The following is a 20846-nucleotide window of genomic DNA, read 5'->3' on the forward strand; positions in this document are numbered from 1 at the left end:
CGCGGAAGAGGAGAGGGAAGAGACGTGACCGACGAGGCAAGGGCGCGACTCAACACCGGTGTGGCGCACAACGCACGGGTCTGGAACTACTGGATCGGCGGCAAGGACAACTACGAGGTCGACCAGCAGGTCGGCGAGCACGTCGCCGGTATGTTCCCGCTGATCCGGGAGATCGCGCGCGCGGACCGCTGGTTCCTGGGGCGGGCGGTGACGTTCCTGGCCGGGGAGCGCGGGGTGCGGCAGTTCCTCGACATCGGCACCGGGCTGCCCACGGCGGACAACACCCACGAGATAGCGCAGCGCATAGCGCCGGACGCGCGGATCGTGTACGTCGACAACGACCCGATCGTGCTCGCCCACGCCCGCACCCTGCTGACCGGCACCGCCGACGGTGCCACGGACTACATCGACGCGGACGTGCACGACCCGGACGCCATCCTCGAACGGGCCGGGGAGATCCTCGACTTCGACCGGCCGGTCGCGGTCATGCTGCTCGGCATCCTGAACTTCGTGCTCGACGCCGAGAAGGCGCTGGACATCGTGCGCCGCGTCATGGCCGCGGTGCCGTCCGGCAGTTACCTCGTGCTGACCCACCCCACCCACGACTCCGAGGTCGGCGGCGAGGGCCAGATCCCGGCGATGAAGTTCTGGAACGAGAACGCCACTCCGCCGATCACCGCCCGCAGCGGCGAGGAGATCGCCGCCTTCTTCGAGGGTCTCGAGCTGCTCGAACCGGGCCTGGTGTCATGTTCTCAATGGCGTGCCGAGCCCGGCTCCCCGGCCGTGGTGCCGCAGTACGGCGGGGTGGCCGTGAAACCCTGACGGGCAGGACCTGCGGACCGTGGAGGACGTATGACCACCCTGGCCGACCCCGTGCCCGGCGGACGCCCCGGCGACGCCGAGCGGGCCACCGCGCTGAGCGGGGAGCTGACCGGGCGGGGCGTGCACGGGATCGTCCTGGCGTACGTCGACACCGCCGGCATCGGCCGGGTGAAGACGGTCCCCACGGCCCGGCTGGCCTCGGCCGCGGCCTGGGGCGTCGGGATGTCACCGGTGTTCGACACCTTCCTGGCCAATGACCACATCGTCACGACCGACGTGCTCGGCTCCCCCGACGGCGATCTGCGCCTCTACCCCGACCTCGGCCGGCTGGTCGTGCTGGCCGGGCAGCCGGGGTGGGCGTGGGCGCCGGTGGACCGGATCACTCAGGAGGGCGAGCGGCATCCCGGGTGCAGCCGGACCTTCCTGCGCAGGGTCGTCGCCGACGCCGCCCAGGAGCACGGCCTCACCTTCCGCGCGGGCATCGAGATCGAGTGGGCGGTGGGGCTGGGTTCGGCGCCCGACGGGGAGTTCGTGCCGGCGGTGTCGGGTCCGGCGTACGGGGCCACCCGGCAGGTGGAGCTGAGCGACTACCTCGCCGACCTCCTGGCGGCGCTCGCGGCGCAGGGGGTGGACGTCGACCAGGTTCATCCCGAGTACGCGGCCGGGCAGTTCGAGATCTCGGTGGGCGCGCTCGACCCGGTGGCGGCGGCCGACCGCAGTGTGCTGGTGCGGCAGACCGTCCGAGCGGTGACGCAACGCCACGGGCTGAAGGTGTCCTTCTCCCCCGCCGTCTTCGCCGAGGGCGTCGGCAACGGCGGCCACGTCCACCTCTCCGCCTGGCACGGCGACTCCAACCTCCACTCCGGCGGCGACCGCCGCCACGGCATGACGGCCGACGCCGAGTCCTTCGCGGCCGGTGTCCTCGCCCACCTCCCCGCCCTGACGGCCGTCACCGCGCCGAGCCCCGCCAGCTATCTGCGGCTCAAACCCTCCCAGTGGGCGGGCGTGTTCACCGCCTGGGGCCTGGAGACCCGCGAGTCCGCGCTGCGCGTCGTCACCGGCACCGCCGGCCACCGCGACCAGCAGGCGAACCTCGAGGTGAAGCCCGTCGACCTGGCCGCCAACCCGTATCTAGCGCTCGGCTGCCTCATCACCGCGGGCCTGGACGGACTGGCGTCGGCGGCGCCCCTGCCAGGCGAGATCACCGGGGATCCGGTCCGGTTCGGCGCCGAGGAGGCGGCGGCCCGCGGAGTGCGCCGGCTGCCGGTCTCGCTGGCGGAGGCCGTCGAGGAGTTCCGCAAGGACGAACGGCTGCGGTCCGCGCTCGGCCCCGTCCTCGCGGACGCGGTGATCGCCGTACGCCAGGGGGAGATCGCGGCCGTGCAGGGGCTGGACGACGAGCAGGTGGCGGCGGCGTACCGCTGGAAGTACTGACGTGAGCGCGGTCCACGAGGCCCTGGGCGAGCTGAGGCTGGTCGACCACCACTGCCACGGCGTGGTCACCGCCGACCTGGACCGGGCGGGCTTCGAGTCGCTGCTCACCGAGGGCGAGGCCTGGCCCGGCGTCTCGGCCTTCGACAGCCCGGTGGGCGTGGCCGTGCGCCGGCACTGCGCGCCCCTGCTGGACCTGGCACGTCACGCCCCCGCCGACGAGTACACGGCACGACGGGCCGAGCTGGGCTGGCGCGAGGTGAACCGGCGGTTCCTCGCCGCCTCGGGCACCGGCACGTTCTGTGTCGACACCGGGTACGTCCCCGACCGCATCACCACCCCGGCCGAGCTCGCGGGGGACGATGCCTACGAGGTCGTACGGCTGGAAAACGTCGCCGAGGCGGTGGCCGCGAAAGGCGTCGAACCGGACGAGTACGCCGAGGCGTTCCGCGCTGCCGCCCAGGAAGCGGTACGGCGGCCGGGGGTGGTCGGTGTGAAGTCCGTCGCCGCGTACCGCACCGGCTTCGACCTGGCCCCGGCCCGCCCGTCGGACACGGAGGTCACGGAGGCGGCGCGACGGTGGCTCGCGGAGGGGGGCGGCCGGCTGGCCGATCCGGTCCTCGTACGGCATCTGCTGTGGACCGCGGTCGAACTCGGGCTGCCGCTCCAGCTCCACACCGGCTTCGGCGACAACGACATCCGGCTGCACCGGGTGGATCCCACCCACCTCACCGACTGGCTTCATCTCACTGCCGGCACGATCCCGGTGCTGCTTCTGCACTGCTGGCCCTACCAGCGTCAGGCCGCCTATCTGGCCGCGGTCTTCGAGCAGGTGTACCTCGACGTCGGCCTCACCCTGCACCACGTCGGCCCGGCCCGGGCACGGGCGGTGCTGGAGGAAGCACTCGAGATCACCCCGTTCCGCAAACTGCTGTACAGCTCCGACGCCTACGGTGTGGCCGAGTTCTACTGGCTCGGCGCGCTGTCCTTCCGCCGGGGCCTGGCCGAGCTGCTCCAGGACCGGGTGGACACCGACGAGCTGAGCCTGCCCGACGCGCTGCGGATCGCGGAGTGGGCGGGAGCACACAATGCGCGCCAGGTCTACCGTCTTTCCGGCCCCTCCTGAAAGTATGATCAAGCAATGTCTGACACGACTGAGACCACGCCCGGTTGGCTGACGCCCGACGAGCTCGAACTGGCACGCGCCCGCATGCCGATCCTGTACGTCGAGGCCGTGCCCGTGCGCGTCGACGACAGCGGTGAAGTCACCAGCATCGGACTGCTGCTCCGCATCGGACCGGACGGCAATGTCAACCGGACCCTGGTCTCGGGGCGGGTGCTGCACCACGAGCGGGTCCGCGACGCACTCCTGCGCCACCTGGAGAAGGACCTCGGTCCGGTGGCCCTGCCCCGCGTCCCGACCTCGCTGCAGCCCTTCACCGTCGCCGAGTACTTCCCGACGCAGGGCATCACGCCGTACCACGACCCGCGTCAGCACGCGGTGTCCCTCGCCTACATCGTCCCGGTGACCGGCGACTGCCGGCCCCGGCAGGACGCCCTCGACCTGGTGTGGTTCAGCCCGCAGGAGGCGGCGTCGCCGGCGGTGCAGAGCGAGATGCCGGGCGGGCACGGCTTCCTCCTCCGGCAGGCTCTGGCCCACGTCGGCCTGTCGGCGTCCTGAACGTGAGCCGGTCCGCGATACGGGCCGGGCAGCGGCCGTGCACCCTCGTGGTGTGCCGGGGCTGCTGCTGCGGCAACCCCCGCAAGTATCCGGACGACGATCACGTCTGGCAGCTCGACCGGCTGCGCGCCGGCGCGGCCGCCTCGGACGGACGATTCACCGTCCGTACGACGGACTGCCTGGGCCCCTGCGACCAGGCCAACGTGGTCGTCGTACAGCCCTCCACGGCCGGGCGCCTGGCGGGGGCCCGGCCCGTCTGGATCGGCTTCGCGTCGGGCGAGGACTGCACGGACGACCTGCTGGACTGGGCCGCCGCGGGCGGGCCCGGCGTCGCCGAGCCTCCGGTCACGCTGGAGCTGCAGTTCGTCCGGCCGCCGCGCGAGGCACGGGCCCGGACGCGCCGGTGACTCACCGCGCCGCCGCTCCGTTCGCCTCGGCCAGCAGGTCCATGAGGGTCGCCCGGGCCCGGGCGACACGGGAGCGGACCGTGCCGACCGGGCAGTCGCTCAGCTGCGCGGCCTCCGCGTAGGGCAGACCGAGCAGTTGCGTCAGGACGAACGCCTCCCGGCGCTCGTCCGGCAGCGCCGCCAGCAGATCCAGCAGAGCGACGCCGTCGTCGAAGCCGGGCAGACCGCGCGGTTGCGCCAGCTCCACGGCCAGCGTCCAGTCCGCCACGTCCGACAACCGCGGCCGGGCGGCGGAGCGCCGATAGCTGTCGATCACCGCGCGCCGCGCGATGGATGGACAGCAGCCAGGACCGGGCCGACGAGCGCCCCTCGAACCGGTGCAGGCCCGTCAACGCACGCAGGAACGTGTCCTGTACGAGGTCGTCCGCCGCCTGCGGATCAGCGCACAGATGGACGACGTACCGCAGCACGTCACGGTGCAGGGAGCGCACGAAACGGTCGACGGCGTCCCCGTCACCGGTACGGGCGGCCAGCGCCCACGCGGTCGCCGACTCGTCGGTCCTCGCACCCTTCTCGGACTTCTCGAAGGTCGTCGTCTTCCGGGGTTCTCTGCTTTCCCCGCCTTGGCGGCCCTGCGATGTCCGGCGGCCTTCGCGTACTGGGAGGGCGGGGCAGTGGGAGTCGTCACGGGCCTCATCGTGGCAGCCCGTTCCTGGCGTCACGGGCGGTTGGGGGAACCCACAGGATGCCCCGGCTCACTGCCGGTTTCAGGAGGGCCGGGCGAGTGCGGTGAGTACCTCGGCGCAGATCGCCAGGGCCGTCTCCGCGGGGGTGCGGGCGCCGACGTCGAGGCCGATCGGGCCGTGGATGCGGCGCAGTTGCTCCTCGTTCAGGCCCGCCTCGAGGAGCGCGCCGGCGCGGCGGTCCTGGGTGTGGCGGGAGCCCAGCGCCCCGACATAGGGGATGCCGGTGCCGAGCGCGGTGTGCAGTGCGGGGACATCGAGGTCGGGCTCGTGGCTGAGCACGATCAGACAGGCGGCGGCCGGGCGGTCGGCGAGCAGATCGCGGACCTGCTGCTCGGCGGTGGTGACCGTGGCCTCCCAGCCCAGCAAGTGTGCCTGGGCGACGAGGAGTTCGGCGAGCTCGCCCTCGCCGACGACGACCAGGTGCAAAACGGCCGGGCAGGTCTCGATCAGGACGAACCCGGCGTCCGTGGGCCCGGCCTCGCGCCCGGCTCGGTGCCGGGCGAGCAGCCGGCGGGCCTTCTCGGCGGCCCGGTCGTCCCCCTCCGGTGGGCCGGGGACGACGACCGTGCTGACGGCCCGGGTCCGGTCGTCGTCCAGTTCGGTGACCAGCGCGGCGTCGGCACCCTCGGCCAGCAGGTCCCACCAGCGGGCGGGCACGGTGTGCAGGGCCTGAAGCAGGATCTCGGCCTGTCCGCCACAGGTCAGCCGTGCCTCCTTGACCGCGTCGTCGTGCACGGCCACCTCGCAGACACGGGCGCCTGCGCCGCTCTCCACGAGCGCGGCCGCCTCCGCGACCAGCTGGCGGTCGAAGGCCCCGCGGTACAGACTGCCTCGGCAGTGTCCCGCCTCGTCGACCAGGAGCGCGTCCTCGGGCCGCTTGGGGCCGAAACCCTTCTCGGTGAGCGGCCGGGCGAGGACGGCCGTTCGTCCCTCGGCCGCCCACCGCCGTGCCGTGTCCGCCACCTCGCGCATGATCGTGGGCCTCCTCGTCACCGGCGGAGTTCACCGACCGGCAGGTCGTTGATCAGCGTACTCGGCCGGGACGGGCACCTCACTCGATGGCGACGAGCAGATCACCGCCCTCGACCTGCTGGATCCTGTTGATGGCCAGCCTGGTGACCCGGCCCGCGTTCGGGGCGGTGATCGCGGCCTCCATCTTCATCGCCTCGATGGTGGCCACGGTGGCGCCGGCCGCCACCTCGTCGCCCTCGGCCACCGAGAGCGTGACGACACCGGCGAACGGCGCGGCGACATGGCCCGGGTTGGTCCGGTCGGCCTTCTCGGTCACCGGCATGTCGGAGGCCGCCGCCTTGTCCCGGACCTGGATGGGCCGCAGCTGGCCGTTCAGGGTGGACATCACGGTGCGCATACCGCGTTCGTCGGCCTCGCCGACCGCCTGCAGCTCGATCAGCAGCCGCACGCCGGGTTCGAGGTCGACGGCGTACTCCTTCCCGGGACGCAGTCCGTAGAAGAAGTCCTTGCTGTCCAGCACGCTGGTGTCGCCGAAGTTCTGGCGGTGGTTCTCGTACTCGCGCGTCGGCCCGGGGAAGAGCAGCCGGTTGAGCGTGGCGCGACGCTCCTTGGCAAGACCCGTGCGGTCGTCCGCGGACAGCTCCTGCACGGGCTTGGGGTCGGCACGGCCCTCCAGGGCCTTGGTGCGGAACGGCTCCGGCCAGCCGCCGGGCGGGTTGCCCAGCTCGCCGCGCAGGAAGCCGATGACGGAGTCGGGGATGTCGAACCTGTTCGGTGTCGCCTCGAAGTCGTCGGGGGCCACATCGGCGCCCACCAGGTGCAGGGCCAGGTCTCCGACCACCTTCGAGGACGGGGTGACCTTCACCAGGCGGCCGAGGATCCGGTCGGCGGCGGCGTACATCGCCTCGATGGCCTCGAAGCGGTCGCCGAGACCGAGGGCGATGGCCTGGGTGCGCAGGTTGGAGAGCTGCCCGCCGGGGATCTCGTGGTGGTAGACGCGCCCGGTCGGCGAGGCCAGGCCCGCCTCGAAGGGGGCGTAGATCTTGCGGACGCTCTCCCAGTACGGCTCCAGGTCGCCGACCGCCTGCAGGTCGAGGCCGGTGGGCCGTTCGGAGTGGTCGGTCGCGGCGACGATCGCCGACAGCGACGGCTGCGAGGTGGTGCCGGCCATGGAGGCCACCGCGCCGTCGACCGCGTCCGCGCCGGCCTGGATCGCGGCGAGGTAGGTGGCGAGCTGGCCGCCCGCGGTGTCGTGGGTGTGCAGGTGCACGGGGAGGTCGAACTCCCTGCGCAGCGCGGACACGAGCTTCGCTGCGGCCGGGGCGCGCAGCAGGCCCGCCATGTCCTTGACGGCCAGGACGTGGGCGCCCGCCTCGACGATCTGCTCGGCGAGGCGGAGGTAGTAGTCGAGGGTGTAGAGGCGCTCGTTCGGGTCGGACAGGTCGGAGGTGTAGCAGAGGGCGACCTCGGCGATCGCCGTTCCGGTCTCGCGTACGGCGTCGATGGCGGGGCGCATCTGGCCGACGTCGTTGAGGGCGTCGAAGATGCGGAAGATGTCGATGCCGGTGGCGGCGGCCTCCTGCACGAAGGCGTCGGTCACCTCCGTCGGGTACGGGGTGTAGCCCACGGTGTTGCGGCCGCGCAGCAGCATCTGCAGGCAGATGTTGGGTACGGCCTCGCGCAGGGCGGCCAGGCGCTCCCAGGGGTCCTCGGCGAGGAAGCGCAGCGCCACGTCGTAGGTGGCGCCGCCCCAGCACTCGAGGGACAGCAGCTGGGGCAGGGTGCTCGCCACCGTGGGGGCGACGGCGAGCAGGTCCTTGGTGCGGACGCGGGTGGCCAGCAGCGACTGGTGGGCGTCGCGGAAGGTGGTGTCGGTGACGCCGATGGTGGGCGACTCCCGCAGCCACCGGGCGAACCCCTCCGGGCCGAGCTCGGCGAGCCGCTGCCGGGAGCCGGCCGGCGGCTCGCCGACGGGAACGGGCGGCAGCTTGGTGATCGGCTCGATCAGCTCGGGGCGTTCGCCGTGCGGCTTGTTCACCGTGACGTCGGCCAGGTAGGTGAGCAGCTTGGTGCCGCGGTCGGCGGAGTGGCGGGCGGTGAGCAGGTGCGGGCGCTGTTCGATGAACGACGTGGTGACCTGGCCGGCCTGGAAGTCCGGGTCGTCGAGGACGGCCTGCAGGAACGGGATGTTCGTGGCCACGCCACGGATGCGGAACTCGGCCACGGCACGCCGGGCGCGGCCGATCGCGGCCTGGAAGTCGCGGCCCCGGCAGGTGAGCTTGACCAGCATCGAGTCGAAGTGCGCGCTGATCTCCGTACCGGCGTGGGTGGTGCCGCCGTCGAGACGGATGCCCGAGCCGCCGGGTGAGCGGTAGGCGCTGATACGGCCGGTGTCCGGGCGGAAGCCGTTGGCGGGGTCCTCGGTGGTGATACGGCACTGCAGTGCGGCGCCGCGCAGGGTGACCGTCTCCTGGGACAGGCCGAGGTCGTCCAGCGTCTCGCCGGAGGCGATGCGCAGCTGCGCCTGCACGAGGTCGACGTCGGTGACCTCCTCGGTCACCGTGTGCTCGACCTGGATGCGCGGGTTCATCTCGATGAAGACGTGGTTGCCGTCGCGGTCGAGCAGGAACTCCACGGTGCCGGCGTTGCGGTAGCCGATCTCCCGGGCGAACCGTACGGCGTCGGCGCAGATGCGCTCGCGCAGTGCCGGGTCGAGGTTCGGGGCGGGCGCCAGCTCGATGACCTTCTGGTGGCGGCGCTGCACCGAACAGTCGCGCTCGAACAGGTGGATGACGTTGCCCTGCCCGTCGGCGAGGATCTGCACCTCGATGTGGCGGGGTTCGACGACGGCCTTCTCCAGGAAGACGGTCGCGTCGCCGAAGGCGGACGCCGCCTCGCGGGCGGCCGCCTCGATGGACTCGCGCAGCTGGGCCGGGTCCTCCACCCGCCGCATTCCGCGCCCGCCGCCGCCGGCGACCGCCTTGACGAACACCGGGAAGCCGATGTCCTCGGCGGCACGGACCAGCTCGTCGACGTCGGTGGAGGGCGCCGAGGAGCCCAGCACCGGTACACCGGCCGCGCGGGCGGCGGCCACCGCGCGCGCCTTGTTCCCGGTGAGCTCGAGCGTGTCCGCGCTCGGCCCGACGAAGGTGATGCCCGCCTCCTCGCAGGCGCGCGCGAGCTCCGGGTTCTCGGAGAGGAACCCGTAGCCGGGATAGACCGCGTCCGCTCCCGCCCGGCGTGCGGCACGCACTATCTCGTCGACGGAGAGGTAGGCCCGCACGGGGTGCCCCGGCTCGCCGATCTCGTAGGCCTCGTCGGCCTTCAGCCGGTGCAGCGAGTTGCGGTCCTCGTGCGGGAAGACGGCGACCGTCCTCGCGCCCAGCTCATAGCCTGCGCGGAACGCACGAATCGCGATCTCACCGCGGTTGGCTACCAGCACCTTGCGGAACATCCTGGATCCCTTCGCCTGCCGGTGACGTCCACCATGGTGTCGGCGACGCCCGCGACACGCCATGTGAGCCGGGCCACTCATGTGGAGACACCGGCAGCGCCGGGCGCTGCCGGGGAGAGTTCCGTGAACGTCATGGTCACGCCGATGGCCGCTCCGAGAGCATCCTGGTGAACGGCGTGACGGGGCGCTCCAGGCGTTCGCCGTCGACGGTGATGTCGACCGCCTCGTTGTAGAAGGCGAGCAGTCCCTTGATCGGGCCGACCGCCGGCAGCGGGGCCGGGTAGCTCCAGACGACGTTCGGCGGCACATCGGCGGCGCCCTGCCACGACCAGTACTCGGCCGTTCCCTTGTAGGGGCAGCCGGTGCTGTTGTCGGTGGGTTCGAGCAGGTCGAGGCGGACGTCCTCGCGCGGGATGTAGTACCGCGTGGGCAGGCCGGTCTCGAAGAGCAGCACCGGGCGGCGGGTGTCGGCGACGACCGTGCCGTCGATCTCCACGCTCACGTGGCGGCTGCTGGGGATGGCGTCCACCCGTTTGTGCGGGTCGCGGGGGTGGATGAAGATCTCTTCCTCCTCCTCGTACCAGTGGTCCAGCCCCCGGCCGACGCGCCGGAACCACTCGAAGGCGATGTGGTCGGCCAGGTCGGGCGCGGGGAACGTCCAGGCGGCGTTCTCCAGCAGGTCGCCCTCGATCTCGAGGTCGTAGAAGACCTGTGATCCGGTGTGGGCGCCCGTCGGCGGGTTCTTCGCGGGGCGGAGCAGGTCCTCACGGACGTCCGCGCGGGGGAACGCGTACAGCGGGACGGGGACACCCGGTTCCCAGACGAGGACGGGGTGCCGGCTGTCGACGACGGTCACCTGGCCCTTGCGTCCGCGTACCCAGCGCTCGCTGGGCTCCCACAGCAGGCCTTCCGGGGTGGTCCTGACGGCGCGTGCGGTGGGGAATGTGGTCATGACCGGTTCTCCTTCGGCTTGCGTCGGCTGACGGGAACTCACACCACGTGGGCTTCGGGACGGGCCTCGGCCCCGGTCCGGAAGCGGTCGGCGTTGAGCGGGGAGATGTCGACGAACGGTTCGCGCTCCAGGCACAGGTCGCGCATGATCTCGCCGACGGCGGGGGCCTGGAGGAAGCCGTGGCCGGAGAACCCCGTGGCGTAAAGGAAGTTGGGCAGTTCGCCGGAGCGGCCGATGAGGGCGTTGTGGTCGGGGGTGACCTCGTACAGTCCGGCCCAGCCGCCGGCCGTCCGCATGGCGGCCAGCTCGGGGGCCCGATGGCGTACGACGTCCCGGAAGAGCTCCAGCCACCGCGGGGTCCAGGTGGTGTCGAAGCCGTCCGGCTGGTCGGGGTCGGCCAGGCCGAACAGCAGGCCGTCGTCGCTGTTGTGGAAGTAGGCCGACGACGAGAAGTCGATGGTGAAGGGGATGCGGGGCGCCGGGGGCGTGAGCGGCTCGGTGAAGGCGAGCTGGCGGCGCACCGGCCGCACCGGCAGGTCGACGCCGGCCATGTCGCCGATCCGGGCCGACCAGGCGCCCGCCGTACAGATGACGGTGGAACAGGCGATGCGGCCGCGGTCGGTGTGGACGGCGGTGACCCGGTCGCCGGCCGTGTCGATGCCGGTCACTTCGGTGCGCGTGGCGAAAACGACGCCGGCCCGGGCCGCGGCGTCGGCGTATCCGTGGACGACCAGGCCGGGGCGGGCGTGTCCGTCGGTGGGCGAGTAGGTGGCGGCGACCAGACCCTCGGTGCTGATGTAGGGGCACAGGCGTCGCGCCTCCTCGGGGCCGATCATGCGGCTCGGGACGCCCAGTCCGTTCTGGATCCCGACACCTGCCTCGAAGTCGGCGGCCTGCCGGTCGGTGGTGAGCAGGAAGAGGTAGCCCACGCTGTCGAGGCGGATGTCGGCGCCGGGACGGTGCGGGAAGTCCTGGAAGGCGCGCAGGCTCCGGCTGCCCAGTTCGATGTTGAGCGGATCGGAGAACTGGGCGCGCACCCCGCCGATCGGTTTGCCCGAGCTGCCGCAGGCGAGGTCCCCGCGCTCGACCACGACGATGTCGGTCACGCCGGCCTCGGCGAGGTGGAAGGCGGTGCCGGCACCCATCACCCCACCGCCGACGATCACGACGTCGGCGGTCGGCGGAACGGTGCGGAAGGCGGCTGAGGTGGGCAAGGGGACCATCCCTTCCGAAGGCCGGCGCCGGAGCCGGGGAGGCGTCCGTCCGGGGCGCGGCACGGGCTGTGAGTGGGTCGAGAGACACTGACCAGCCATCTGCCCGCGGCCGTGACCAGTCCAACATACGGCTCGGGTCGGCTCCGCTGCCCTCGCGTGACGGATCAGCCGGTGCGGTACGGGGTGGTGAGCAGTTCGATCGGCGCCCGGGTCGCGGGGTGCAGCCGTCCCGCGACGGGCTCCGCGTCCCCCACGGGCCGGTGGACGACGCCGGGCCGCGGGTACTGGTGGGCGGTCGACTCGGCCGTCATGCCGAGGCGGCGGCCGCTGGAGCGGCGGTGGCGGAGTCGACCCGGACGAGGTGGAGGTCCGTCTCGGGGTGGGCCTGGGCCCAGCGGCGCCGGAAGGCGGCGGTGCGGCGGCCCGGCGCCGACCAGGCATGGCCGATCCGCAGGCTCGCATGGCCCGACGTGGCCTCGTGCACCAGGTCCTCGACCGCGCCGAGCACCCGCGCGGCCTGTGCGACCACCCGCAGGCCCGCGCCGGTGGGTGTCACCTGGCGGAAGGTGCGGCGCAATTCGGGTCCTTCCAGCGCCCACCGGTTCACCGAGTCCGCGCCCAGCGCCGCGGCCCCTCCGCCGTCGTACTCCGCCTGGTCTGCCCCCGCGGCACAGGCCGACGTCGCGGCCCGCGACCTGCAAGTCTTACCCTCGGTAGTGAGGGCGGGCGGTGGCCGGCCTCTCGACCGACGCCCGCCTCGTCGAAAGGAGGCGGACATGAAGACGACAGTACGGCGGTCCGCGATCTTCGCAAGCGCGGCGGCGCTGCTGCTGACGGCATGCGGCGGGACGAACGGCGCGCAGGCCGGGGCCCCGGCGGACGAAGACGGTGAGCTCAAATTCGGCTACGTACTGCCGGAGACCGGGCAACTCGCCTTCCTCGGACCGCCTCAGATCGAGGCCCTGAAGCTCGCGATCAAGACGATGAACGACGCGGGCGGCGTCCTCGGCAAGCCGGTTCCGGCCCCGGTCGGCGGCGACGAGGCCGGTCAGGAAGCCGTCGCGGCCCAGTCTGCCGACCGGGTCCTCAACTCCGGCGTGGACGCGCTCATCGGCGCGGCCGCCTCCGGGATGTCGCTGGCCTTCATAGACCGGGTCACCGGAGCCGGCGTGGTCCAGTGCTCGGGGTCGAACACGGCACCCACCTTCACCGACTACGACGACGGCGGGTTCTACTTCCGCACCGCGCCGAGCGACGTGCTGCAGGCACCGGTCCTGGCGAAGGTCATCCGCGGCGACGGCCACAACCGGGTGGCGCTGATCGGGCGGGCCGACGACTACGGGAAGGGACTGGTGGACTCCACCAAGAAGGAGCTGGAGGACGCCGGTGCGACCGTGACACTCGCCGAGACCTACGACCCGAAGGCGACGAACTTCGACCAGATCGTGCAGAAGGTGAAGGACTCCAACCCGGACGCGGTCGGGGTGATCGCCTTCGAGGAAGGCACCCAGGTCCTGCAGGGTCTGATCGAGGCGGGGCTCGGTCCTGACCAGGTCGGCGTGTACGGCGCCGACGGTCTGCGCAGCGAGGAACTGCCCTCGCTCGTCGCCCCCGGCAACCCTGAGCGGCTCGCCGGCATGAAGGGGACGGCCCCCGCATCGGCGAGCAACCCGCAGTTCGTGAAGGAGCTGAAGAAGTTCGCGCCCAACCTGAAGGAGCTGCAGTTCGCGCCGCAGGTGTTCGACTGTGCGACGGCCATCGCCCTGGCCGCGGAGCAGGCGAAGACCGACAACTCCGAGGACTTCGCCGAGGAGATCGTCGGGATCACCAAGGACGGCGAGAAGTGCACCACCTTCGACGCGTGCAAGAAGCTGATCGCGGCCGGGAAGGACATCGACTACGACGGCGTGAGCGGCCCGCTGGACTTCACCGACAAGGGCGAGCCGGGCCAGGCCACGATCGAGGTCTACGCGTACGACGACCAGGGCAAGCTGCGCACCGTCCGGACCGAGGTCAGCACCGCCCAGGACTGAGTGCCGAAGGAGGACCCGGGAGGTTCAGCGGACGCGGGCGAGGGTGCCGAGGTAGAGCTCGATCACCTTCTCGTCGTGCAGGAGGTGCGACCCCGTACCGGTGTAGGCGTTCCGGCCCTGGTCCAGAACGTAGCCGCGGTCGCAGATCTGCAGGCACCTGCGGGCGTTCTGCTCGACCATGAGCACGGCGACTCCCGCGCCGTTGATCTCCTTCACCCGCTCGAACACGAGATCCTGGTGGGCCGGGGACAGTCCCGCGGACGGCTCGTCGAGCAGCAGCAGCCGCGGCTCCATCATCAGCGCCCGCGCCATGGCGAGCATCTGCCGCTCGCCGCCCGACATCGATCCGGCCTTCTGCTTCCGGCGGGCGGCCAGCACGGGGAAGAGCTCCTGCACCTCGGCGACCCGCCGAGCGAAGGCCCTGGGCCGCAGATAGATCCCCATCCGCAGGTTCTCCTCGACGGTCAGCGCCGGGAAGACGTTCTGCAGCTGCGGTACGTACCCCACGCCGCGGCGGACCTGCTCGTGCGCGGGCCTGTTGGTGACGTCCTCGTCGAGCAGCCGTACCGTCCCGTCGCGCACGCGCAGCAGGCCGAAGACCGCCTTGATCAGGGTCGACTTGCCGGCTCCGTTGGGGCCGATCACGCCGACCAGTTCGCCGGGCTCCACCCGGACACTGCATCCGCGCAGCACGTCGACGCCGGTGATGTACCCGGCGACGATGTCCTCGGCCGCCAGCACCGGTGTCCGTTCGTCGGCCGACATGGGCGTCACTCCTCGTCCCGGGGTGTTACGGGTTCGTCGTGCCGTTTGCCCAGATAGGCGTCCACCACGGCGGTGTTCTGCGCGATCGTGTGCGGGGGCCCCTCCGCCACCAGCCGGCCGTCGGCCATGACGGCCACCCAGTCGCTGATGCCCATCACCACGTCCATGTCGTGTTCGACGAAGCAGACGGTCATTCCCTCGTCGCGCAACTCGGTGATGTGGCCGAGCAGGCTCTGGGTCAGTGCCGGGTTGACGCCGGCCATCGGCTCGTCGAGCAGGACCATGACGGGCCGGGCCATCAACGCGCGGGCCAGTTCGAGCAGTTTGCGCTGCCCTCCGGACAGCGTGCCGGCGTGTTCGTCGCGCAGCCGCGCGAGCCTGAACCGCTCCAGCAGCTCGTCCGCCCTGTGTGCTTCCTCCCGCTCCTGTCCGTGCCACAACGGCCGCAGCAGGGCGCGCAGCAGCCGCTCACCGCGTTGCGCGGGGGCCGCGAGCATCATGTTCTCGTGCACGGTCAGCCGGGGAATCACCCTCGTGAGCTGGAACGTACGGACCAGGCCGTGGCGCGCCACCCGGTGCGCGGGGCGGCCCGCGAGGGGATGTCCGTCGAACCACCAGCGGCCGCCGTCGGCCCTGTCGAATCCGCTCACGATGTTGAACAGCGTCGTCTTGCCGGCGCCGTTGGGACCGATGAGCGCCGTGATGGCTCCCCGCTGCACCTCCAGATGGTCCACCCGTACGGCGGCGAGCCCACCGAAGCTGCGGGTCACCCGGTCCAGGACGAGCAGGGCGTCCGGCTTGGGCACCCCCGGCTCGGGCGTGGTCGCGGCGAGCCGCGCGCCGGCCTCGGCGGACGCGTCGGCGTTCGGTGCGTGGTCATCGCTCACTGAGCAGCATCTCCTTCCGGCTGCCGAGGATGCCCTGCGGCCGGAACACGATCAGCAGGATCAGTGCGAGACCGACCAGCGCGAAGCGCACGGCCCCGATCTCGGACGTGCTGATCACGTCGGACGAGATGTACTCGGCGTCGATGGCCTGCCGCAGCGCGCTGTCGAGGAAGGTCAGCACGAACCAGAACAGGATCGACCCGACGACCGGCCCGAGAATCCGCCCGGCACCTCCCAGCACCAGCAGCGTGTACAGGAAGAAGGTGACGCCCGGGTCGAAGCTGTCGGGGTTCACCGACTGCACCTGGATGGCCTGCAGCATGCCGGCGACCGCCCCGATCACTCCTCCCAGCACCAGACTCTGCATCTTGTACGCGTAGACGTTCTTGCCCAGGCTGCGGGGGGCGGCCTCGTCGTCACGGATGGAGCGGATGACGCGGCCCCACGGGCTGTGCACCAGCAGGGCGAGCAGCACCCCCACCAAGGCCACGAGTCCCCATCCGACGATCAGCACCCACAGGTCCCGGGCGTTGAACTCCACCGTCCACACCCCGTAGGTGCCCCGCGCTATCGGACTGAGGTCGTAGAAGTCGTTCGCGAACCGCTGCAGTCCGAACACCCCGCCGGTGACGTCCTCGGCCCAGCTGGACCGGTAGAACAGCCGGAGCGTCTCCCCGGCGGCGATCGTGGTGATCGCGAGGTAGTCGGCCCGCAGCCGCAGGGTGGGGACACCCAGCAGGAGGGCCAGCACTATGGCGCAGGCGAGTCCGGCCAGCACGCCGAGCCACATGGAACCGTCGTAGGTCGACACGGTGACCGCCAGCCCGTAGCCGCCCACCAGCATGAAGCCGACCTGGCCGAAGTTGAGCAGGCCGGTGTATCCGAAGTGCAGGTTCAGCCCCATCGCGGCGAGCGCGTAGATTGCGGCGATGGGTCCGATGCCGGACCGCAGCGCGTCGGAGAGGATGACCGACCAGTCCATGGGCCCGCCTCCTCATCCCACGCGTTCCCGGCGGCCGAGGATGCCCTGCGGCCGTACGAGGAGGACGACGATGAGGACCAGCAGCGCCCAGGCGTACTGCAGGTCGACCGGGAACCACAGGCTGGACACCTGGGCGACGATCCCGATGACCAGGCTGCCCACCATCGCGCCGTAGGCGGAGCCCAGGCCGCCCAGGATGATTCCGGCGAACATGAGCAGCAGCAGCTTGAACCCCATGTCCCAGGTGATGATCTCCTCCAGTCCGAAGAAGACCCCGCCGAGGGCGGCCAGGGCCCCGCCGAGCATCCACACCACCAGCACGACCCGCTGCACGTTGATGCCGGAGGCCTCGGCGAGGTCGCGGTTGACGGAGACGGCGCGGACGGCCGTGCCGATCCGGGTCCGCTGGAGCACGGCTGCGACGCCGAACAGCACCAGGACGGAGAGCAGGGTCACCGTGAGGTCCCGCGGGGTGATGCCGACCGGCCCGAGGTCGAACGCCTTCTGGATGTCGTACTGGGCGTAGGAGGCGGGCCGCGTCCCGAACAGGATGAGGACGACGTGCCGCAGCAGGAGCGACAGACCGATCGTGACGATGAACAGATTGATCAGGCCGGTGCCACGCGCCCGCAGCGGACGCCAGATGGTGCGGTCCACCGCCCCGCCGAGAAGCGCTCCGAGGAGGACCGCCACGATCGCGGACGGCACGAGGTGCCACCCGGGCCCCGCCGGCGAGACGTTGAGGAAGAACGCGAACGTGGCGCCGATGGTGACGAACTCGCCGTGCGCGAAGTTGATCAGGTGGATGGTGCCGAAGATCAGCGACAGGCCCACGGCGGTGATGGCGATGATGACGCCGAACTGGACACCGTCGATCAGCGCCTGCAGGAACCGCGCACCGAACCCCCGGCCGTGGGGGACCTCCTCGCCCTGTCCCCGAGCGGGGGATGCGAGCAGCACCACGACTGCCAGAGCGAGCGCCGGAAGGAGAATGCGCGGACGGCACATGATGCCCCCGGTATGCCCGGAATGCCCCTGTCACTCAGTGTAAAGGTCATCGGCGCCCAACAGGATGTCGGGCCGCGGCGTCACGTGCGCTTCCGCGGCTGGATCCATCCCAGGGACCGCTCGACGGCCCGCTGCCAGCTCTCGTACTCCCACTCCCGTCGTTCGGGGTCCATGTCCGGCAGCCACTGGGCGGCCATGTGCCAGTTGCGGCGCAGGACCTGCAGATCCGGCCAGTAGCCGGCCGCGAGCCCGGCCGCGTAGGCGGCGCCCAGCGACACCGTCTCGTGGACCAGGGGCCGTACCACGGGAACGTCGAGCACATCGGCCAGGATCTGCATGAGCAGGTGGTCGGACGTCATGCCACCGTCCACCTTGAGCTGCTTCAGGGCGAGCGCGGAGTCGGCGTTCATGGCGTCGACGACCTCCCGGGTCTGCCAGCCGGTGGCCTCCAGGACGGCACGGGCCAGGTGGCCCTTCGTGATGTACGACGTGAGGCCGACGATGACGCCGCGGGCGTCGCTGCGCCAGTGGGGTGCGAACAGACCGGAGAACGCGGGGACGATGTAGCAGCCGCCGTTGTCCTCGACGGTGCGCGCCAGCGTCTCGATCTCGGGTGCGCTGTTGATCAGGCCGAGACGGTCGCGGAACCACTGGACCAGCGAGCCGGTGACGGCGATCGGGCCCTCCAGGGCGTAGACCGTGGGCTGGTTCGCGATCTTGTACGCGACGGTGGTGAGCAGCCCGTGCCGCGACCGTACGACGTCGGGACCGGTGTTCATCATCAGGAAACTGCCGGTCCCGTACGTGCATTTGGCCTCGCCGGGCGAGAAGCAGGTCTGCCCGAACAGGGCGGCCTGCTGGTCGCCGAGGGCCGCCGTGAGGGGAACGCCGGGGAGCACCGAGCGCGCCTCGCCGTAGCTCTCGGCCGAGGAGCGGATCTCCGGCAGCATCGGGCGCGGGACTCCGAAGAAGTCCATCAGCGCTTCGTCCCAGGTCAGATTGCGGATGTCGATGAGCATGGTGCGGCTGGCGTTGGTGGCGTCGGTGATGTGCAGGCCGCCGTCCGTACCGCCGGTGAGGTTCCAGAGCAGCCAGCTCTCGATCGTGCCGAACAGCACCTCACCGTCGTGGGCGCGCCGCTCCAGTCCGTCGACGTGGTCGAACAGCCAGCGGATACGGGGCGCCGAGAAGTAGGTCGAAGGGGGCAGGCAGCAGCGCTCGAGGAAGAACTCGTCTCCGGGCTCCCTCCTCAGCTCTTCGACGAGCGGGGCGGTGCGCGTGTCCTGCCAGACGATGGCCCGGCCCAGAGGGACGCCCGTCCGCCGGTCCCAGAGCACCGTCGTCTCGCGCTGGTTGGCGATCCCGATGGCGGAGACCTGCCGAGGGTCTATCCGGGCGTTCGACAGCGCCTCGGGGACGACCCGCTCGAGATTGCGCCAGATCTCCACGGCGTCGTGCTCGACCCAGCCGGGCCGGGGGAAGTACTGCTGGTGCTCGCGCTGGGCGACCGACACCAGCCGCCCGCCGTGGTCGAACAGGATGCATCGCGTGGACGTGGTGCCCTGGTCGATGGACATCACATACCGTTCCACCATGATCGGCCCTGCCTTCCGAAGCGTCGTGGCGGTGCCGTGACCTACCAGCGGGCCGCGCCCAGGTCTCTGGAGATCGCGCGTGCCGCCTCCCGCAGCACGGTGATCAGGGCCGGCTGAGGCCGGCCTTTGCTGTCGCAGATCCGCTCGACGTGACCGGACACGCAGATCGCGCCCACCACGAGACCGCCCTGCCCCCGGATCGGCGCGGCGATCCCGGCTTCTCCCATGCTCATTTCCTGCACCTCGGCACCCCAGCCGAGCTCCCGTATCTCGCCGAGCGCCCGGTTGAGCTCCTCGGGGCGCACCAGGGTGTGCCGGGTGTACGCCTCCGGCTCGTTCTCCAGCAAGGGGTCGATGGGCGTGGACCCGAACGCCAGGAGGACCTTGCCGAGCGAGGAGGCGTGCAGCGGCAGCAGCGCGCCCACGTCCAGGGTCTGGAGGGTGTCGTCCGGCCGGAAGACGTGGTGGATGACGAGCACCCTGCCCTCCAGGGGCGTACCCAGACGGACGGCCTCCCCGCTGCGGGCGGCCAGGGCGTCGGCCCAGTTGATGGAGCGCGAGCGCAGTTCGTTGACGTCGAGGTAGCTGGTGCCGAGGTGCAACAGGGCCGCCCCGAGCTGGTATTTTCCGGTGGCCGCGTCCTGCTCCACGAAGTCCACGTGCTGCAGGGTGCGCAGAATGCCGTGGGCGGTGCCCTTGGCCAGGCCCAGCGACGACGCCACCTCACCCAGTCCCAGCCGGCGGGATCCACTGGCGAGAAGGCGCAGGATCGCCGCCGCCCGCTCTATCGACTGGACCGGGCCGGCCATGAGGCGATGGTAGTCCGAATTTTTCCCATATGGGACTGTCGTTCGGTAATGCCGACCGTTGTTCGTTGACCGTCCGAATTTCCCTCCTTAGCGTTCCATGGCGTCCGGCCTCCTGCCGGCGCGCTTCCCCAGAAGGAGGGCTCATGACAACAGCGCAGCTCGACGCCGCGCCCCACGGGGAAGTCGAGCACGTCTTTCCGCTGCCGCACAGCGCGGGGGCCGTCTCTGCCGTACGCCGGAGCGTGCGCGTGGTCCTCACCGGCTGGAATCTGGCGGCGGACGTCGTCGAGGACGTACTGCTGGTGGTCTCGGAGCTGCTCACCAACGCGCTCGTCCACGCCGTGCCCCCGGCGACGCTGAGACTCGCCCGGAGCGAGGTGGACCGGCGCGGAACCGTCCGCGTCGAAGTGACCGACATGGGACCGGCCGCCCCGGCGCCGCTGCGCACTCCCGCCCCCGACCCGGACGAGCACGGCCGGGGTCTCGCCATCGTCGCCATGCTGTCGGCCCGGACCGGCGTACATGCGCACTCCGGGGGAACGAGCCGGTGGGCCGAGGTGCAGTGCGCCGGCAGCTGACGCCGGACCGGCCGGACCGCATCGACGGTGAGCGGCCGCGGTGAGACGCGCGTATCGCGCCGCCGCGGCCGCTCGTCACGCCCGTCCCGGGGATCACAGACATCCCTGATACGGAAGGGGACAGGGGGAAGGAAGGCGGGGGAGGGTACGACCGGCGCGATTCGCCGTGACCGGGGTGCGGGGTGTTGCGCATGAAGGTCGACCATGTGTCCCTGGGATGTCAACGGGTGTGCAGGGATGAACGCATCACTTGACCGGGAGACTTATTCCTGTTCATCCGTATTTTCTGCGCATAGATCCCGCCGAGACATGCCATGTCTCCCTGCTACCGCACGACTGGATCACATCACAGCTCGGCCACGATTGATGGGATGCTTCTGGCGACCGAGGCCTCGTTCTCGACCCTGAAGCTCCTCGCGTACTGGGATTTCTCGATGAAAAAGGCCGGGGACTGGACAGCACCCCCGTCGGGCACCTATACATACATCCCATCTCTTCGAAGTGGCGACA

At 71.3% G+C, this 20846-nt stretch carries 17 protein-coding genes and 2 pseudogenes; 7 read left to right on the forward strand and 12 right to left on the reverse strand.

What is annotated here, in order from left to right; translation table 11 throughout:
• Positions 1-24: 24 nt before the first annotated feature.
• The 5 genes from ABZO29_RS08045 to ABZO29_RS08065 are packed head-to-tail and all read left to right on the forward strand — an operon-like array spanning position 25 to position 4341.
• Positions 25-822 (forward strand): SAM-dependent methyltransferase, encoded by a 798-nt coding sequence (locus ABZO29_RS08045; RefSeq protein ID WP_367319450.1) that lies wholly within the window; start codon positions 25-27, stop codon positions 820-822.
• 30 nt (positions 823-852) lie between these two features.
• On the forward strand, positions 853-2256 hold the full coding sequence (locus ABZO29_RS08050; protein ID WP_367319451.1) for a glutamine synthetase: 1404 nt from the start codon (positions 853-855) through the stop codon (positions 2254-2256).
• Between the two features lies 1 nt (position 2257).
• Entirely contained in the window at positions 2258-3379 is a 1122-nt protein-coding gene (locus ABZO29_RS08055; RefSeq protein ID WP_367319452.1) for an amidohydrolase family protein, read from the forward strand.
• 15 nt (positions 3380-3394) lie between these two features.
• Complete coding sequence (locus ABZO29_RS08060; RefSeq protein ID WP_367319453.1) at positions 3395-3934, forward strand: NUDIX hydrolase family protein; 540 nt, start codon at positions 3395-3397, stop codon at positions 3932-3934.
• Positions 3935-3936: 2 nt separating this feature from the next.
• Complete coding sequence (locus tag ABZO29_RS08065; RefSeq protein ID WP_367319454.1) at positions 3937-4341, forward strand: (2Fe-2S) ferredoxin domain-containing protein; 405 nt, start codon at positions 3937-3939, stop codon at positions 4339-4341.
• Between the two features lies 1 nt (position 4342).
• Here the strand turns inward: ABZO29_RS08065 and ABZO29_RS08070 are convergent.
• The 6 genes and pseudogenes from ABZO29_RS08070 to ABZO29_RS08095 form a co-directional block, all read right to left on the reverse strand.
• Positions 4343-4874 (reverse strand): annotated as a pseudogene (locus ABZO29_RS08070) (sigma-70 family RNA polymerase sigma factor).
• A gap of 234 nt (positions 4875-5108) precedes the next feature.
• Positions 5109-6059 (reverse strand): XdhC family protein, encoded by a 951-nt coding sequence (locus ABZO29_RS08075; RefSeq protein ID WP_367319455.1) that lies wholly within the window; start codon positions 6057-6059, stop codon positions 5109-5111.
• Between the two features lie 79 nt (positions 6060-6138).
• The gene (locus ABZO29_RS08080) at positions 6139-9513 is read right to left on the reverse strand and encodes a pyruvate carboxylase (protein WP_367319456.1); all 3375 of its coding nucleotides are present in this window, start codon (positions 9511-9513) and stop codon (positions 6139-6141) included.
• Between the two features lie 136 nt (positions 9514-9649).
• Entirely contained in the window at positions 9650-10465 is an 816-nt protein-coding gene (locus tag ABZO29_RS08085) for a DUF427 domain-containing protein (protein ID WP_367319457.1), read from the reverse strand.
• A 38-nt stretch (positions 10466-10503) separates the two neighbouring features.
• On the reverse strand, positions 10504-11679 hold the full coding sequence (locus ABZO29_RS08090) for an NAD(P)/FAD-dependent oxidoreductase (protein ID WP_367319458.1): 1176 nt from the start codon (positions 11677-11679) through the stop codon (positions 10504-10506).
• 164 nt (positions 11680-11843) lie between these two features.
• Positions 11844-12256 (reverse strand): annotated as a pseudogene (locus ABZO29_RS08095) (hypothetical protein); the annotation flags it as partial.
• Positions 12257-12455: 199 nt separating this feature from the next.
• Here ABZO29_RS08095 and ABZO29_RS08100 point away from each other — a divergent pair.
• A complete protein-coding gene (locus ABZO29_RS08100; RefSeq protein WP_367319459.1) occupies positions 12456-13712 on the forward strand; it encodes an ABC transporter substrate-binding protein in 1257 nt (418 codons plus the stop codon).
• A 24-nt stretch (positions 13713-13736) separates the two neighbouring features.
• On the opposite strand, the gene ABZO29_RS08105 is transcribed toward ABZO29_RS08100, so the two are convergent.
• From ABZO29_RS08105 to ABZO29_RS08130, 6 genes are all read right to left on the reverse strand, one after another.
• Positions 13737-14477 (reverse strand): ABC transporter ATP-binding protein, encoded by a 741-nt coding sequence (locus tag ABZO29_RS08105; protein ID WP_367319460.1) that lies wholly within the window; start codon positions 14475-14477, stop codon positions 13737-13739.
• A 5-nt stretch (positions 14478-14482) separates the two neighbouring features.
• Complete coding sequence (locus ABZO29_RS08110) at positions 14483-15364, reverse strand: ABC transporter ATP-binding protein (protein ID WP_367319461.1); 882 nt, start codon at positions 15362-15364, stop codon at positions 14483-14485.
• On the reverse strand, positions 15354-16346 hold the full coding sequence (locus ABZO29_RS08115; protein WP_367319462.1) for a branched-chain amino acid ABC transporter permease: 993 nt from the start codon (positions 16344-16346) through the stop codon (positions 15354-15356). Before ABZO29_RS08115 ends, ABZO29_RS08110 begins: the two co-directional genes overlap by 11 nt.
• A gap of 12 nt (positions 16347-16358) precedes the next feature.
• Complete coding sequence (locus tag ABZO29_RS08120; protein WP_367319463.1) at positions 16359-17309, reverse strand: branched-chain amino acid ABC transporter permease; 951 nt, start codon at positions 17307-17309, stop codon at positions 16359-16361.
• Between the two features lie 125 nt (positions 17310-17434).
• On the reverse strand, positions 17435-18949 hold the full coding sequence (gene glpK / locus ABZO29_RS08125; RefSeq protein ID WP_367319464.1) for a glycerol kinase GlpK: 1515 nt from the start codon (positions 18947-18949) through the stop codon (positions 17435-17437).
• Between the two features lie 41 nt (positions 18950-18990).
• Positions 18991-19758 carry an IclR family transcriptional regulator gene (locus ABZO29_RS08130; RefSeq protein ID WP_367319465.1) on the reverse strand — a complete coding sequence of 256 codons (768 nt, stop codon included), beginning with the start codon at positions 19756-19758 and terminating at the stop codon, positions 18991-18993.
• A 143-nt stretch (positions 19759-19901) separates the two neighbouring features.
• Between ABZO29_RS08130 and ABZO29_RS08135 the strand changes: the two genes are divergently transcribed.
• The gene (locus ABZO29_RS08135; protein WP_367319466.1) at positions 19902-20336 is read left to right on the forward strand and encodes an ATP-binding protein; all 435 of its coding nucleotides are present in this window, start codon (positions 19902-19904) and stop codon (positions 20334-20336) included.
• Positions 20337-20846: the final 510 nt, after the last annotated feature.

It is taken from the genome of Streptomyces sp. HUAS ZL42 (assembly GCF_040782645.1).
In the GTDB taxonomy this organism is placed as follows: domain Bacteria; phylum Actinomycetota; class Actinomycetes; order Streptomycetales; family Streptomycetaceae; genus Streptomyces.

Coding starts and splice junctions, on each gene's coding strand:
- ABZO29_RS08050 (WP_367319451.1), top strand. CDS start 853: ATGACCACCCTGGCCGACCCCGTGCCCGGCGGACGCCCCGGCGACGCC.
- ABZO29_RS08060 (WP_367319453.1), top strand. CDS start 3,395: ATGTCTGACACGACTGAGACCACGCCCGGTTGGCTGACGCCCGACGAG.
- ABZO29_RS08075 (WP_367319455.1), bottom strand. CDS start 6,059: ATGCGCGAGGTGGCGGACACGGCACGGCGGTGGGCGGCCGAGGGACGA.
- ABZO29_RS08080 (WP_367319456.1), bottom strand. CDS start 9,513: ATGTTCCGCAAGGTGCTGGTAGCCAACCGCGGTGAGATCGCGATTCGT.
- ABZO29_RS08085 (WP_367319457.1), bottom strand. CDS start 10,465: ATGACCACATTCCCCACCGCACGCGCCGTCAGGACCACCCCGGAAGGC.
- ABZO29_RS08100 (WP_367319459.1), top strand. CDS start 12,456: ATGAAGACGACAGTACGGCGGTCCGCGATCTTCGCAAGCGCGGCGGCG.
- ABZO29_RS08105 (WP_367319460.1), bottom strand. CDS start 14,477: ATGTCGGCCGACGAACGGACACCGGTGCTGGCGGCCGAGGACATCGTC.
- ABZO29_RS08115 (WP_367319462.1), bottom strand. CDS start 16,346: ATGGACTGGTCGGTCATCCTCTCCGACGCGCTGCGGTCCGGCATCGGA.
- glpK (WP_367319464.1), bottom strand. CDS start 18,949: ATGGTGGAACGGTATGTGATGTCCATCGACCAGGGCACCACGTCCACG.
- ABZO29_RS08130 (WP_367319465.1), bottom strand. CDS start 19,758: ATGGCCGGCCCGGTCCAGTCGATAGAGCGGGCGGCGGCGATCCTGCGC.
- ABZO29_RS08135 (WP_367319466.1), top strand. CDS start 19,902: ATGACAACAGCGCAGCTCGACGCCGCGCCCCACGGGGAAGTCGAGCAC.